The sequence below is a fragment of the Bifidobacterium sp. genome, from assembly GCF_022640935.1.
GTDB lineage: Bacteria > Actinomycetota > Actinomycetes > Actinomycetales > Bifidobacteriaceae > Bifidobacterium.
This window is the reverse complement of sequence record NZ_JALCCV010000007.1, coordinates 50,315-65,566: the sequence shown is the minus strand read 5'-3', so window position 1 is coordinate 65,566 and position 15,252 is coordinate 50,315. Positions and strand designations below refer to the sequence as shown.

General features: G+C 60.5%; 12 protein-coding genes and 1 tRNA gene. 6 read left to right on the top strand and 7 right to left on the bottom strand.

Going from position 1 to position 15,252, the window contains the following annotated elements; genetic code table 11:
- Positions 1-37: 37 nt before the first annotated feature.
- Positions 38-1,522, bottom strand: a complete 1,485-nt coding sequence (gene aroA / locus LKG04_RS03430; protein ID WP_291760440.1) for a 3-phosphoshikimate 1-carboxyvinyltransferase — start codon at positions 1,520-1,522, stop codon at positions 38-40.
- A gap of 296 nt (positions 1,523-1,818) precedes the next feature.
- On the opposite strand from aroA, the gene LKG04_RS03425 reads away from it, so the two are divergent.
- From LKG04_RS03425 to LKG04_RS03405, 5 genes are all read left to right on the top strand, one after another.
- Entirely contained in the window at positions 1,819-2,571 is a 753-nt protein-coding gene (locus LKG04_RS03425; RefSeq protein WP_291760439.1) for a nucleoside phosphorylase, read from the top strand.
- A gap of 40 nt (positions 2,572-2,611) precedes the next feature.
- Positions 2,612-2,989 carry a hypothetical protein gene (locus LKG04_RS03420; protein WP_291760436.1) on the top strand — a complete coding sequence of 126 codons (378 nt, stop codon included), beginning with the start codon at positions 2,612-2,614 and terminating at the stop codon, positions 2,987-2,989.
- Positions 2,986-3,774: a M50 family metallopeptidase gene (locus tag LKG04_RS03415; protein WP_291760433.1), complete on the top strand. Its 789-nt coding sequence runs from the start codon at positions 2,986-2,988 to the stop codon at positions 3,772-3,774. Before LKG04_RS03420 ends, LKG04_RS03415 begins: the two co-directional genes overlap by 4 nt.
- 97 nt (positions 3,775-3,871) lie before the next feature.
- A complete protein-coding gene (locus LKG04_RS03410) occupies positions 3,872-4,837 on the top strand; it encodes an L-lactate dehydrogenase (RefSeq protein WP_291760430.1) in 966 nt (321 codons plus the stop codon).
- Complete coding sequence (locus LKG04_RS03405; RefSeq protein ID WP_291760428.1) at positions 4,810-5,451, top strand: hypothetical protein; 642 nt, start codon at positions 4,810-4,812, stop codon at positions 5,449-5,451. The genes LKG04_RS03410 and LKG04_RS03405 overlap by 28 nt, the downstream gene beginning before the upstream one ends.
- 62 nt (positions 5,452-5,513) lie before the next feature.
- On the opposite strand, the gene LKG04_RS03400 is transcribed toward LKG04_RS03405, so the two are convergent.
- Positions 5,514-5,590: transfer RNA gene (locus LKG04_RS03400), tRNA-Pro, on the bottom strand.
- 290 nt (positions 5,591-5,880) lie between these two features.
- Here LKG04_RS03400 and LKG04_RS03395 point away from each other — a divergent pair.
- The gene (locus LKG04_RS03395; RefSeq protein ID WP_291760426.1) at positions 5,881-7,107 is read left to right on the top strand and encodes an ABC transporter permease; all 1,227 of its coding nucleotides are present in this window, start codon (positions 5,881-5,883) and stop codon (positions 7,105-7,107) included.
- 232 nt (positions 7,108-7,339) lie between these two features.
- Here the strand turns inward: LKG04_RS03395 and glgX are convergent, their stop codons facing one another.
- From glgX to LKG04_RS03370, 5 genes are all read right to left on the bottom strand, one after another.
- Positions 7,340-9,481 carry a glycogen debranching protein GlgX gene (gene glgX / locus LKG04_RS03390; RefSeq protein ID WP_291760424.1) on the bottom strand — a complete coding sequence of 714 codons (2,142 nt, stop codon included), beginning with the start codon at positions 9,479-9,481 and terminating at the stop codon, positions 7,340-7,342.
- Between the two features lie 62 nt (positions 9,482-9,543).
- Positions 9,544-10,134, bottom strand: coding sequence for an NUDIX hydrolase (locus LKG04_RS03385; protein WP_291760570.1), 591 nt, complete (start codon positions 10,132-10,134; stop codon positions 9,544-9,546).
- A 251-nt stretch (positions 10,135-10,385) separates the two neighbouring features.
- Positions 10,386-11,282 (bottom strand): Nif3-like dinuclear metal center hexameric protein, encoded by an 897-nt coding sequence (locus tag LKG04_RS03380; protein ID WP_291760421.1) that lies wholly within the window; start codon positions 11,280-11,282, stop codon positions 10,386-10,388.
- A gap of 157 nt (positions 11,283-11,439) precedes the next feature.
- Complete coding sequence (polA, locus tag LKG04_RS03375) at positions 11,440-14,373, bottom strand: DNA polymerase I (protein WP_291760419.1); 2,934 nt, start codon at positions 14,371-14,373, stop codon at positions 11,440-11,442.
- Between the two features lie 83 nt (positions 14,374-14,456).
- Positions 14,457-15,245 (bottom strand): ANTAR domain-containing response regulator, encoded by a 789-nt coding sequence (locus tag LKG04_RS03370; RefSeq protein WP_291760416.1) that lies wholly within the window; start codon positions 15,243-15,245, stop codon positions 14,457-14,459.
- Positions 15,246-15,252 lie beyond the last annotated feature (7 nt).

Here is a 15,252-nt window from a genome sequence, read left to right as displayed (position 1 = left end):
GCGTAATGCATTGCCCGTGATTGCACGGCGCGCCGTGTCAGCTCATTATCTTGTCGGCCTCCACCATAGCTGTCCACATGCCGGTGAAATCAGGAAGGGTCTTGCGCGTGGTGGCGATGTTCACGATGCCAATGCCCCCGATCGCAAGCCCGAGCATGGCCGCGAACGTCGCCATGCGATGGTCGGCATATGTTTGCATAGTTGCGCCGTGCAGCCTATCCCTCACCACTGGCGTGACCGCGATGCCATCGTCCAGTTCCTGCGCCTCGCCGCCGATGCGCCCGATCTCGGTCACCAATGCCCGCAGCCGGTTCGTCTCATGGCCGCGCAGATGGCCGATGCCCACCAGCTCAGTCGGCGCATCGGCCAGTACGCATAGCGCAGCGATGCTCGGGGCGATCTCCCCCGCCGCGCTCAGATCATAGCGGCCGAGCCCATGGATCACGCCAGTGCCCGTGACCTGCAGCATCGCCGCAGCCGGAGCATCATCAGCGGAATCCGTGTTGTCAAGAAAATCTGTGCCTTCAAAGGAATCAGCGTCATCGCCACTGTTGATATAGCCGACAGCTTCACTGTCGTTGTCAGCTGCACCAGCAGCTGGCAACATCTTGCCACCCCAGCTCACCGATGCGCCCATGCGCTGCAGGAATGCCGGCAGCAAGCCGCCGGGCTGCGCGGTATCTTTCGGCCAGCGCGGCACGCTGACCGAGCCGCCCGCGATCATCGCCGCGCCGAGGAATGGGGCCGCATTCGAAAGATCCGGCTCTACCACGATTTCAGGGGGCAGCGCAAGATCCGCGGATGCGACGATCCAATGACCCGGCTGGGGCATATCGATATGCCCGCCTGCGTGATTGACATCTTCCATCGTCATGCGGATATGCGGCATGCTCGGCAGTTTCTCACCGGTATGAACAAGTTCACAACCAAATGGTAGTCGTGAAGCAACCAGCAGCAGGCCCGAAATGAATTGCGAGGAAGATGAAGAATCAATGGCGATATGGGGCATGCAATCGCTCGCGCTGTGCCGTGGCGGAGTGATAGTGAACGGCAGAAACCCCCGTTCGCCGTGGTATTCGATGTGCGCGCCCAACTGCTCGAGCCCGTCGAGCACCGGCTGCATGGGCCGCGCATATGCCTGCCCATCGCCATCAAAGCGAACCGGTCCGTCCGCGAACAGCGCCAGACATGGCACGAAGCGCATCACGGTGCCGGCGAGTCCGCAATTTATCGTGATGTCGCCGTGAAAGACACCGCTCGCCGGCGGTATGACGCGAACCGTTGTGCCGTCGGCATCCAGCGGTTCGCACCGCGCGCCAAGCCCTTCCAACGCTGTCATCATCAACTCCGTGTCACGCGAGCGCAGCAGGCCTTTCAGCATGACCTGCCGGGTTCCTAACGCTGCAAGCACCAGATATCGGTTCGAAAGCGATTTGCTGCCCGGCACCTCGACGACGGCATCGAGCGGATGCGCTGCTCGGGGAGCCGGCCACGGATCAGGAAGCGTTGCAAAACGTGTCATGTCAGCCATCGTATCGATAGAACGCTACATGGCTTAGCGGGTCAACTTGTGCGAAATGATCGGATACCCGTTCAGCAAAATGCAGGCGCGCTCGGGCAAGCAGCTTCGCGGATAAAACAGCACTCCCTTGTGGGGACGGCACCTAGATCGGATACGGGCAATCGATGCAGGCAAGCAGCCGACGAGCCGGCACTGCCTCAGTGCCGCAATAGTTCTGTCAGTCTACTGATACAACTTCGGGACACAGCGCCTGCGCCTGTTCGCCCTGTCACCGTGCGCCGTTAACCTTGCTGCGTATGACCATCATCAACGCCTTCGACGACTCCAGCGAGGCGATTGTCACGCCGCAGCGCAATATCCGCCCTATCGAGGATTTTCCGCAGACGGTTATCGCAACCTTCAGCTCGAAATTCCAGGATCTCGTAACGGCGCGGTTCGCCACCGAGCAGATCGGCGCAATGGTGGCCGGCAGCACGGTGCCGATATTGCGGCTCATGTATCGCGGCATGCCGGTCGCCTTCTATCTCACGCCGTTGGGAGGGCCTGCTGCGAGCGCATTGCTGGAGGAGATCATCGCATACGGCGGCCGGAAGATGCTGTTTTTCGGCTCGTGCGGCTCGCTCGACACTGCAATCTCCTCAGGCCATCTTATCGTTCCCACGGCGGCGTACCGCGACGAGGGAACCAGCTACCATTACCTGCCCGCCAGCGATTTCATCCAAGTCGAGACAGCCGACGCGACCGCGCGCATCCTCGACGAATTGCATGTGCCGTATACCTGCACGAAAACGTGGACGACCGACGGATTCTACCGCGAGACGCGCAATCACGTCGAGGCCCGCAGACGTGCGGGCTGCGCGGCGGTAGAGATGGAATGCGCTTCGATCATGGCAGTCGGCCAGTTCCGCGATGTCGCGGTGCACCAGTTCCTCTATGCCGCCGACTGCCTTGACGGCGCAGTCTGGGATGAGCGCATCTTGGGGAAGATGCCTGCCGACATGATCGAGCGGCTGCTCGACGTCGCGCTGGAAACCGCGGTCAGGCTGTAGCCGGATCGCTCGTTCGCGCGCGCATGATACGTTGTCGACCATGGGCAAGGGCATATCTGACGATTGGATCGAATACCGCCGAGACGGCGATCATGAGCGTTTGGGCTGGTTCGTGCCCGAAGGCGATGGCTTCGTCGCCATCGATGCGCTGGGCGAACGCCGAACTGGACCCGTGGACTGGATGGCCGCCGAGCATTGCCTTGACGAGTTGGGCTTGTCGTATCTGTTCGAGCCGTATGAAATGCTGACCGAGACGGGCAATTGGATTCCGGTTCGCATCGTCAACGTGTCTCCTGACGCCATTGACGTCAAATCCGAGGATTATGGCGCCATCGACGCCCCATCCACGTCATGGGCGCTGCCCTTCCCGAAGCCGGACAGCTTGCGCACAGCTTCGCATGACAGCATGGGCGTATGATCACCAGCTTTCTTCACGTTGCAAATTCGTGGCTGCACACGATATGGATAGCTTCGACGACCCGGTTGCCGCCGCTCGACTCTGCCGGAACAGCACTGTGCGCGTCTATCGCGCTTGCGGCGGTGCTGATCGGCCCGGTGTGGCGCGTCGCCAGGAACGCCATCACCATCGCGCATGAAGGCGGGCACGCGATCATCGCCGTGCTGGCTGGCCGCAGACTCGGATCGATCCGTCTGCATGCCGACACTTCGGGCGTCACCGTCAGCGCAGGCAGAAATCGTGGCTTCGGCCTGATGCTGACGACCTTTGCGGGGTATGCCGCACCCGCGCTCTGGGGTCTGGGATGTGCAGCGCTGGCTGCGCACGGATACGCGACCGCGGCGCTATGGCTGCTTGTGGCGCTGCTGGCGCTGATGTTCATGCGCATCCGCAACGGCTACGGCGTTGTTGCGATAGCGGCCGCGCTGGCGCTGACCATCAGCATATCGTGGTGGGGGCCAGCGCCCTTGCGCGCATGCTCTGGTTATGCGCTGGCTTGGTTCTTGGGCTTCGGCGCGATCCGGCCACTTTTCGAACTGTGCCGCCAGCGCGCAGCCCATCACGCCCGCGATTCGGATGCCGATCTGCTCGCACAAGGCACCGGGATCCCGGCCGTGCTGTGGATGCTGCTCTGGTTCGCATTGGATTGCGGAGCCTTGTGGCTTGCCGCGCGCTGGCTGACGCAGCCTGCCGGCGGCCTCAGCGCGGTCTTCTTCCCCGGACGAATCGCAGCGAAGCTGGCCTAACTGGGACACATCATCGTCTTATGACACGCGTCTTCCTTGGGTTGGTGCATACTTTGTGAGGCTATCGGCGCAACCGAAACAGGAGAAGGTCATCAGCATGGTCACATTGCATAAGAGTCGCGTAGTAATCATCGGCACCGGCAGCGTCGGTGCGGCGGTGGCCGGCGCCATCGTGCTGCAAGGCCTGTGCAATGAACTCATACTCATCGATCATAAGCCCAACAAGGCCACTGGCCTGGCCATGGACCTGATGGACGGATCCGAATTCATCAGCCGTTTCGTCGCGATTCGCGAAGGCGACTGGTCGGACTGCCAGAGCGCCGACATCGTGATCGTCACCGCAGGCCCGAAACCGAAGCCCGGCGAAACGCGTTTCCAGGAGATGGACGCCGCCATCAGCATCGTGGACCCTATCCTGTCGCATATCGCCCGATCCGGGTTCGACGGCATCCTCATCATGGTCACCAACCCGGTCGACGTGCTCAGCTGGTTCGCATGGAAACGCACCGGCCTGCCACGCACGCAGGTGATCGGGTCAGGCACTGCGCTCGACACGTCACGTATGAAAGCGATCATCGGCGAAATGACAAGACTGGACCCCCGCATGGTCTCCGGATACGTGATCGGCGAGCACGGGGATTCCCAATTCGTGCCATGGTCCACGATCTCATTCATCGGCAAAAGCTTCACCCAGTATCTCGCCGATAACCGTCCGCGCTATGCAAACGTCACGCTGCAAGGCATCGAAGAGCAGACACGCAAACGTGCGATGGTCATCAAACGGCTGCGCGGCGGCACCAGCGAAGGCATCGCCGTCACCGTGGCCGGCTTGGCCAAGACGATCCTGTGGAACGAGCGCCGCGTGATCTCCGTATCCACGCTCGTCGACGGCCAATACGAATACGACGAGCACGACGTGTTCCTCAGCCTGCCCGTCACCTTGGACGCCAACGGCGTTGGCGATTTCGTCGACCTGCACCTGACTGATGACGAATTGGCCAAATTCCACGATTCCGCCCGCATCATCCGGGAGCATTGCGCGATGATCGCGGATCGACTGTAGCTCAGGGAGAACGTTCGGCTCAGGGAGAACGTTCGGCTCAGGGTGTACTGCATACAATCACGGCTTTCCTCAAACCCCTAGTCGCCGTAGAGCAGGACGCCCATATCGGACGCGGTGATCTGCACAGTTCCGCGGCCATATGTTCTCGCCTCGTCGACGACTCGATCAGGCAGCTTGATGAATCCCGGAAAAAACTCGAACAGCAACGCAAGAAACTACTCCAGGACCATTACGCCGACGCTATTCCGCTCGATATGCTGCGCCGGGAAAAAGACCGTCTGCCCCAAGAACTGCTCACGGTCACACGCCGGCTCGATGCCATGAACCAGGACATCGGTTCCTACCAGGACATCGTCAAGCAGGGACTCGACCTAGCTGAGCATTGCGGTGAGGCCTACGCCTCAGCTCCCGATGAGAGCCGCCGCATGTTCAACCAGCTCTTCTTCGAGCGCATCCTGGTATTCCCGGATGACAGCATCCACGGCATCCACGTGCAAGGCCACTGCACCGCACCATCCTGGGCGCCTCTTGGTGCCACCACAACAGGCAAGGTGAAAAGGAAATGCAAGAAAGCACGGCAAGAAGAAGCAGCCAATCCGATAAAGACGGATTAGCTGGTTCCCTCTCGCAGCATCCTGAGAGCAATTTCATGCCTCGGGTTGTAATACGACCGCTATGGTCGGGCTGACAGGATTTGAACCTGCGACATCCTGCTCCCAAAGCAGGCGCGCTACCAAACTGCGCTACAGCCCGAATGCCTCGAAGGGCACAGCTATCCATTGTATAGCAACCTTGGACTGATCACGCGCGTGTCAGAGCACAATAAAGTCTGCGCGCATCAACCTGCCGAAACCGGCATACAGCGCGCGGACACGCCCGTACATACCGCACGGATACAATAGGCTCGCGGCACGGACGGCACAACGCGATATACGGAAGGCTGCTTGGGCCACGCTGCGACGTATGGCAACACGGCAACACGAATTTGCAACAGTGGCAGGAACACGACTGCAAAGACACCGAAAGACAGGAAACAAGCGGCTATGGGACGGCATCAGCACGCAGAATCGGCAGGACTCGTGTCCTTCCTGTGTTGCGCCCTGATCGGCGGCACCGCCATGGCCTTGTATCTGCAGCTGGCACCGGCGATCTGGCAGGTGAGCCGCAGGTTGTTCAGCGTGTTCTCGGGCATCGTAGCCGCATGCGGCGTCGTGTCGTTCATCGTGGCATACGCCGGCAAATCGCGTTCGCTCAAAGGCCGAGGTGGATGGTTCATCGTCGTGCGCAGGATCGTCGAGATCCTCGCCCTCTCCACCGTCTACGCCGCCACGCTGTTTCTGGTGTCGTTCGCCGCGCTCGGCATCATCAATCAGATGGCCGGCCGCGCGTTCATCGGTTATATCGCCGCGCTGTGCGCCGGATCCGCAGGGCTCTCCGGCTATGTGACCTTCGTGCAGGCCTCGCTGATGGATTCGAAGACCCTCGCCTCGCTCCTGCCCTTCTTCGTGGTATCGGGTGTGAGCGCCGCAGGATTGACCAGCGACGACCCGTATTGGTACAACAACAATTTCTCGCAGCTGGGCGACCGTACGACTTTCGCCGCGCGCATGTTCAACTCCACGCTGATTCTGGCGGGCGTTTGCATCGTCATTATCAGCTACTTCTCGATCTCCGAGCTGGTGACCACGTATCGTATGAGAAGCTTGTGGCCGGACGGGCACGGTCCAAGTCGCGCGGAGGCAATCACGCATTTCAAGACGCGCATCGCATGCCTCGCCGTACTGCTGACGCTCTCGGGTATCGCTTTCGTAGGGATCGGGCTCTTCCGCTACACTCCGCATCCGATCGTGCACAACGTGTTCGCGCGCGGACTGCCCGGCATCATGGCCGCGTTGCTCGTCGGTCTGCCATGGATCGCGCCGCAGCTCTCGCGTGCGATATACGCGGTATCGGATCTGGCCATCACCGCCTGCATCATCGAATTCATCGCGTGGCTGCGCGGGGCGAACACGCTGACTAATGTCGAAGCCTTGGCCGGGCTACTCTTCCTCGGTTGGTTTATTGTATTCTCGCGCCAGATCGCCGCCATCGAGGCCGACCGCGTCCAGACGCAGACGCTGCATCATCAAACGGACAACGCGCTCCCGGGCATTACCTCGCGCATGCAGCTGCCGGCATCGCAGACGGAGTCGACCGCTGCGCAATCACCTGGCAGCGGCGCCTTGGAACGGCCCGACGAATTCGAGTCGAGGCTTTCGGCGAATCAATAGGCGCCAGAATACGTTGTGTGACGGTTTCGCAGGAACAGGAATGGCAAATTTTCAACATTTTGTATTTTTTAAATCGCACTCGACGAAAAATACGTCACCCGACGACTGGAAACATCACACAACTGGACCGGAGACACTGAACATGACTGAATTTGACGGCACGAAACTCTCATGCGTCGAAATTTATGGCGCATGAGCCTCAGCAACTCAGTCGCAGCAGCATCGCAATACCTCAGAAGTTGATCGGCGGATCCGGTTTTTTGGCGCTCATGAGCAGCAGGAAGCTGCGCGACTGCGCAGTGATGGAGAACCCCGCCTCATAACTGAGCTCCGGCCCCTTGGGGTTGTGCGTATCGACGATCAGCTGCCATTTGCTGCCATACTGCTCATCGGGCAGTGTGAACATGATCGGCTCGTAGTGCGCGTTGAAGATGAGGATGAAATCGTTGTCGATCATCCGGTTGCCGTACCAGTCGGTTTCGGGGATGTCCGAACCGTTGAGGAAGAGCATCACCGAGAAGGCATGTGTATTCGACCAATCGTCAAAATCCATGATCGAGCCGGTGTGATCGAACCATTCCGCCTGCGGGATCGCCGAGCCATCATCGCCTGGATTGCGTCCGGTGAAGAAGCGCCGGCGATGCAGCACCGGATGCTCGAGGCGCAGATGGATGAGTTTGGAGACGAATTCGAGCAGGTCTTTGTGCGATTCGTCCAAGTCCCAGTTCGTCCACGAGATCTCGTTGTCTTGACAGTAGGCGTTGTTGTTGCCCTGTTGGGTACGCGCCACTTCGTCGCCGCCGCTGATCATCGGAATGCCCTGGCTGACCAGAAGCGTAGCGAACATGTTGCGCATCTGACGCTGGCGTAGCTCGTTCACGTCATGAATGGTCGTCGGGCCCTCGACACCGCAATTCCACGAGCGGTTGTTGCTTTCGCCGTCGCGGTTGTCCTCGCCGTTGGCCTCATTGTGCTTGTCGTTGTAACTGACCAGATCGTTCATGGTGAACCCGTCGTGCGCGGTGATGAAGTTCACCGACGCCACCGGGCGGCGCCCGTTTACTTGGTAAAGATCAGAGCTGCCCATCAGCCTGCTGGTGAATTCGGGCAGTGTGGATGGCTGCGAACGCCAGAAATCACGCACGCAGTCGCGGTAGCGCCCATTCCATTCGGACCAGCTGGAGGGGAATCCGCCGATCTGATAGCCTCCCGAACCCAGGTCCCAAGGCTCGGCGATCAGTTTGACGCGCGAAATGACCGGATCCTGTTCGACGATGTCGAAAAACGCCGAAAGCTTGTCTACCTCTTGGAACTGGCGGGCAAGCGTGGCGGCCAAATCGAAACGGAAGCCGTCTACATGCATCTCGCTAGCCCAATAGCGCAAAGAATCGGTGATGAGCTGCAATGCGTGCGGCGAACGCATGAGGAGCGAGTTGCCGGTGCCTGTCGTGTCGAAGTAATGCCGTTTGTCGTTGTCTACCAGACGGTAATAGGACTCGTTGTCGATGCCGCGGAAGCTGAGCGTGGGGCCTTTGTCATTGCCCTCAGCGGTGTGATTGTATACGACATCGAGAATGACCTCCATGCCGGCGCGATGATAGGCCTTGACCATGGATTTGAATTCGTTGACCTGCTCGCCGCACTGGCCGGAGCTGGAATAGGAGTTCTGCGGCGCGAAGAAGCCGATGGTGTTGTAGCCCCAGTAGTTGCTCAGACCCTTCTGCTGCAGGGAGGGATCGTTGATGAACTGATGGATCGGCATGAGTTCGATTGCAGTGACACCGAGCTTTTTGAGATACTCCACGACGCTGGGATATGCCAGCCCGGCGTAAGTGCCACGCAAATCGGGTGGAACCATGGGGTTGAGGTTGGTCATGCCGCGTACATGCGCCTCGTAGATCACGGAATCGTGGTATGAGATGGCCGGAGGCTGGTCGCTGCCCCAGTCGAAATACGGATTGACGACGACCGCTTTCATCGTGTGGTCGGCAGAGTCGAGCGTATTCATCGTTTTCACGTCGTCGGGATTGCTGAAGGAGTAGGAGTATAGGCTCTCGTCGCCGTCGATGTTGCCTTCGATCGCTTTGGCATAGGGGTCGATCAGGAGCTTGTGCGGGTTGCAGCGCAGCCCGTTGGCCGGGTCGTACGGACCGTAGACGCGGTAGCCGTAGCGCTGACCGGGCTGAATGCCGGGGATGTAATTGTGCCAGATGTAGGAGTTCTGCTCGGTCATCTCAACGCGGGTTTCAATGTTGTTCTCGTCCAACAGACACAACTCGACCTTTTCGGCGACTTGGGAGAACAAGGCGAAGTTGACGCCGGCGCCGTCATAGCTCGCGCCCAGCGGATACATGGAACCTGGTCTGATTTGCATAGACACTAGTATGGCACGTTACCGGATGCATGCGTGCACCCTTGGAAAGTCGAGCCCGCCATCTAGCATGTCCGGGCACGTACGCGGCGCAGCGTTTCGTGCTGGATGGCAATGACGGAATTCGATGAGGCGATGGGCAGGATGGTGAGTTCGCTCCAGCTTACCCAAGCCGATTCCACGTATTCGTCCTCGTCGAAATGCCGCGAGGTGGCGCGCCAAGCCTTCAGATGCAGCACCATGACGTGCACGAGTTCGTCGGTCATGCCTTCCGAGGAATAGAAGTCGCCCACGCGATCGATCTGCAGATCCGCGGCATCGGCCTCGACCCCGGTCTCCTCGCGCAGTTCGCGCAGAGCCGCCCGCTCGGGGTCCTCGTCCTCGTTCATAAGCCCTGCAGGGATGCCGTATGCGAAGATGTTCGAGCCGGCCCGGTATTCGCGTTCGGCGAGATAAAGGTCGCGCTGCAAGTCGTGCACGAGCATCACGACGCTCGGCGCATGCAGAACGACTTGTCTTCGGATGTCGAGCCGCTCGCCGCCACGAGAGCTCACGGACACCGTGCGGTCTTCCACGGAGAAGATAGCGCCTTGATAAACAGTGTCCGAACGCGTGATGCGCGCCGGCCGACCCATGTCGATGCGAGTGCCCTGCATCGGCTGGCCGGCGAATTCTGCCGCGCCGTTGCCCGCTTGTCCATCTGAGGTCTCAGCGTCGGCATCATGGGTGCGCTCTGCCATTGTATGCTGCTGTTTCGCGATGCGGTTATCCTGCATGTTCATTGCCTCTCCCCTTTGCCCGTCTGTCTGTTCGCCGCCGTCCAGGCAAGCTTTGTACCACCGTTCTTCTCGTGCTATTGGGCGTCTTCGTCAGCTCGGCATGGCACTCGCACGCAATCAACAGCGCGTTATTCGCACGGTATTGACAGCGTCCACGGATCGGTGTTGCGAACGAGATGCCGCACCTCGTCGAGTCTGCCTCCGGTCGCCTGTTCCACAGCCGCGGGAACGTCTTCCACGGCGTAGCGCAGCCAGAGCGATTCGATGGCACTATGCGGGGTGTTGATGAGCGCCGGTCTGCCGGATCCGCTCCCTTTGCCCGTCTCGGTTCCTTCAGCGCACAGCGATGCCTCATAGCGCATCTGCTGGAGCGCATCGGTCGCCGGATGGTGGCGCAAATCGCTGGTCACGTAGACGTCGGCGCCACAGTCACGCACCACATCGAATTCGGAATCGCCGGAACCGGGCAGTACGGCAACAGTGCTGATTGGCGCCGACAAGTCGCCGCCGACCTGCACGCCGAGCTTCGTCGGCGGCAGCGCGGCAGCGGCCCGACGTGCGAATGCCTCCAAGCTCATCGGGCGTTCCAAGCGCCCTATGCGGCCTAGACCGACAGCATGCTGCGCCTGGGGATCCTCAATCGGCTCCAGCGGGCGCTGCTCAACCAGCCCGAAGGCGTCCGCGGCAGCCTGCGCGACCCCGCGATAGGCGCTGTCGGCGTTGGTATGACCAACCCATAGCGCGCAATGCCCGGCATAGAGTTTGCCGACGATCGCGCCGCGAAAATCCAACCCCGAGACGGCATGCACCGGCCGGAAGAACAGCGGATGATGGCATATCAGCAGATCGGCGGACATCGCCAGCGCATCGTCGATCACATCCATCGTCGGGTCGACAGCGAAAGCGACGCGCCGCACCGGCGCATGCAAGTCGCCCACGATGAGCCCGGGCGCGTCCCATTCCTCCGCGTAGCGCAGCGGGTACAGCGTTTCCAGCACTTCGACGATCTGGTTGAGCGTAGGCATGACGAATGACCTTTCTGTTGTTCGCTTTTGTTATATGCCCTGTGCGCATAGCTGGAAACCCACACCGGGCGCCCATCCAACGGGCACGCCGTCTCTGCAATGGCCTGCGCCGGATGCCCGCCATGCTGCTGGATGGATGATGCCCCGCGTTGAACCCTCAGTGTGCGGCGAGCTGCCAATCGGCCCCGATGCCTGTGGAAACGTCCAAAGGCACGGCGATATCGACGGCATGCTCCATGGCATCCTTGACGATGCCGCTGACCTGTTCGGCCTCCCCCGGGGCCACCTCGACGACGAGTTCATCATGGATCTGCAGAATGATGCGGCTGACGACTCCCGCTTCCCGGAGCAGACGTTCGGCGCGAATCATCGCCAGCTTCATGATGTCTGCGGCCGAACCTTGGATTGGCGCGTTGAGCGCCCCGCGTTCGGCTGCGTCCCGCGCGACCCGATTACTCGATGCGAGCGCGGGGAAGTAACGCCGGCGCCCGAACATCGTCTCGGTGTAGCCTTTGCGCCGTGCCGTGGAGACCAGCGATTCGAGGTACGTATGTACCTTGCCGAAGGTGGAGAAATACTGGTCGCGCAAGACGTCAGCTGCAGCCGGGCTGATCTTGAGCTGCTGGGCGAGACCGTAGGTGCTCAGTCCGTAGGCCAGGCCGTAGCTCATCGCCTTCACATGGCTGCGCTGGTCGGAGGTGATTTGCTTCACCGGCACGTCGTAGACTAGGCTGGCCACGTATTTATGGAAATCCGTACCCGAGCGGAACGCCTCGATCAGCGTCTCGTCTCCGGACAGATCAGCCATGATGCGCAGCTCGACCTGCGAATAATCGCAGCTCAGCAGCGATTCGAATCCCTCCCCCGGCACGAAGGCCGAGCGTATTTCGCGTCCTGTGGCGTTGCGGTTGGGAATGTTCTGCAGATTCGGATCGACTGAGCTCAGCCTGCCGGTCGCGGCGACCGTTTGCTCATACGTCGTATGAATGCGCATGTCATGACGATTCGCCGCATCGAGCAGCGTTTGCACGATCTGTTTGAGCTTGTTGGTCTCGCGGTGCCGCAGCAGCGCGCCAAGAAAAGTATTCGCCCGCTCGTTGTCGGCGGATTTGATGTAGAGATTCTGCAAGGATGCCGCATTCGTGGTGTAGGAACCGGATTTGGTCCGCCGAGTGGGCTTCAGGCCCATATCTTCGAACAGCACCTTCTGCAGCTGCTTAGGGCTCTGCAGATTGATCTGGCTGCCCGCAGCCTGCCATGCGATGTCCTGCGCCTGGTTCGCATCGGCGGCGAACTGCTCGAGCATGCCGTTCAGACGTTCGATATTCACGCTGGCTCCAGTGTGCTCCATGCCGTAGAGCACGTCGGAGACCGGCATTTCAATCGCGCGCAGGAGGCCGAACTGCCGTCCCTTATCGAGTCTCGACGCCAGTGCATCAGCGAGCTGGCGTACGATCGCCGCCTGCTTGACCGCATACTCGAATTCCCCGGCGTCGGGCTGGTTCTCGTCCAGATCGAGCTGACCCTGCGTCACTGCATCCGTTTCCTCGAGATGGATCTCGAGGAAATGCGCGGCAGACTGCTCCAGCGTATCGGCGTGAAAATCAGGATGCACCAGATATCCGGCGAGCTTCGTGTCGAAAAAGGGAAGCGACAGCCGCAGCCCAGCCGTCTCCAGGATGTGCTTGTGCTCCTTGTAGCCATGCATCACGAGATTGCCGTGCCGGCTGTCGCACAGCTGTTGCAGCGTCTCGCGCAGCTCATCGTCGAACCCGGCCCGCACTACTGCGGCATGGTCTGAAGCGAACAACACCAAACAGCTCAGCGAGGCACGCCCGGGCTTGGCCGACCCTTGCGCATGCAGCACCCAAGTCGAGCCCATGCCGGGAGCGCTTCGCAGCGTTGCATCTACATAGTTGCGCGGGTCAGCCTGCGTATCGGCGAAACGCGCCGTCCGGGTATGCGTGGCCTCGGATTGGACCGGCTTTGGTTGCATTGCCCCGGCGGAGTGCTCGGCGCTGTTGTTCTCAGCGCCATCCTCGCCATCGATCTGCGGTTGCGGGCAATACGCTTTCACCCAGGCCCTCAGCGCCGCCGCATCGCCGATGACCTGTGTTTCTATGGGCTCCCGCCCATGTTCGGCCGGTTCTGAATCGTCGGCCGCCTCAGACGCGAGCACTTCGCTGCCCGGCGCCGCGGCAAAGGACTTTATGATGCGCCGCTTGGTGCGCGTGCCGAATTCGAGCTGCGTGAAAAGCTGGTCGATCTTGTCGAGATTGATCTGTCCGAAGGTGCAATCAGCGATGCGCACCCCCAAGTCTAGATCACGTACCAGTGCGTTGACCTTGCGATTGAGCCGGACCTGATCGGCGTTCTCGCGCAGCGATTCTCCTTTTTTGCCGGTGATCTCATCGGCATGATCAAGAATCTGTTCGAGCGAGCCGAACTGGTTGATCCATTTGGCGGCATAACCGTCTCCCACGCCGGGGACCCCGGGGATATTGTCGGCGGTTTCGCCGCGCAACGCAGCGAGATCCGGATATTGGCCGGGCGTGACATGGTATTTGTCCACGATCTCATCCGGTGTCATATGTTTCAGGTCTTTGAAATGATGGCCCGGATACAGCACCGTGATCGCATCGTCAACCAGCTGGAAGGCGTCGCGGTCGCCGGAGAGCACCAGCGTGCGATAGCCGCACGCCTCCCCCATGCTCGCCAGCGTGCCGATCACATCGTCGCCTTCATACCCTGGCTTTTCGATGTAGGTGACGCCCAGCGCACCCAGTAGCTGCTGGATCAGCGGCAGCTGGGTGAGCAGATCCTCCGGCGCGGCATCGCGCGTGCCTTTGTACTGCGGCAGCATCGTATTGCGGAATGTCCCGCCCTTGACATCGAAGGCGACCGCGAGATGATTGGGCTTCTCCGCATCGATCACCTGCGCGAGCATGGTGACGAAACCCCAGACCGCGTTCGTGGGCTGGCCTGCAGACGTCGTGAAATTATCGACTGGCAGCGCGAAATAGGCGCGGAACGCGAGCGAATGCCCATCGACGACCAGCAATGTCTCCTCTGGGTTGTTTTCTTCGCTCATGTCCCGCCTATCGACCTGCCTGCCAGATTGTACCCATCACGCTGTGCGTACCGCGCCCCGGCCTATCGTGTTATTCCGCCTCGTTACTCGTCATCCTCCGGTTTTTCGTCGCCGTACTTGGCGATGATCGCCATGGCCAGCCGCTTCTTCGGAATGCGCTGATCCATCGAGGCTTTCTGAATCCAGCGGAAAGCGCCTTGCTCCGAGAAATCAGCCTTATCCATCAGCAGGCCCTTGGCCCGGTCGACGAATTTACGCTCTTCGAGCGTGTCTTCCGCCTTCTTAAGCTTTTCCTCGGTTTTTTTCAGCTCGTCCTGCGCCTCTTGGAGCCGTCCCTCGCTGCGTTCCACGCTGTCGAGCAGATCGTTGATCTCGGCGAAGCGGCCCATCGCGACCTCGAGCGCCGGCAGCAGCTTCGATTCCTCATACGGTTTGGTGACGTACGCCATTGCGCCGGCACCAGTGGCTTGCTTGACCAGATCGGGCTGCGAGTATGCCGTCAGCATCACCACGGGAGCGATGTTCTCGTCGCAGATGGTGCCGGCGGCGGCGATGCCGTCCATGCGCGGCATCTTGACGTCCATGCACACCACATCGGGATGTAATTTGCGGGTGAGCTCGATGGCCTCTTCCCCGTTCGCTGCCTCGCCAATTACCTGGTAGCCGTTGTCTTCAAGCATTGCGACCAGGTCCATGCGGTTGACGGATTCGTCTTCGGCCACCACAACCGTGGGCTTGCCTGGCTTACGTTCCCCTTCGGCCGGCTTTTCCTGCACCGCCCGCCCATCCTCGCGCGCAACCGCCGCGAGTTCTTCTTCAGTAAGCACGGAATCCGCCGTATCCTGCGCTTCCGCCTTCTTCGTTGTAGCCATCTGAAGC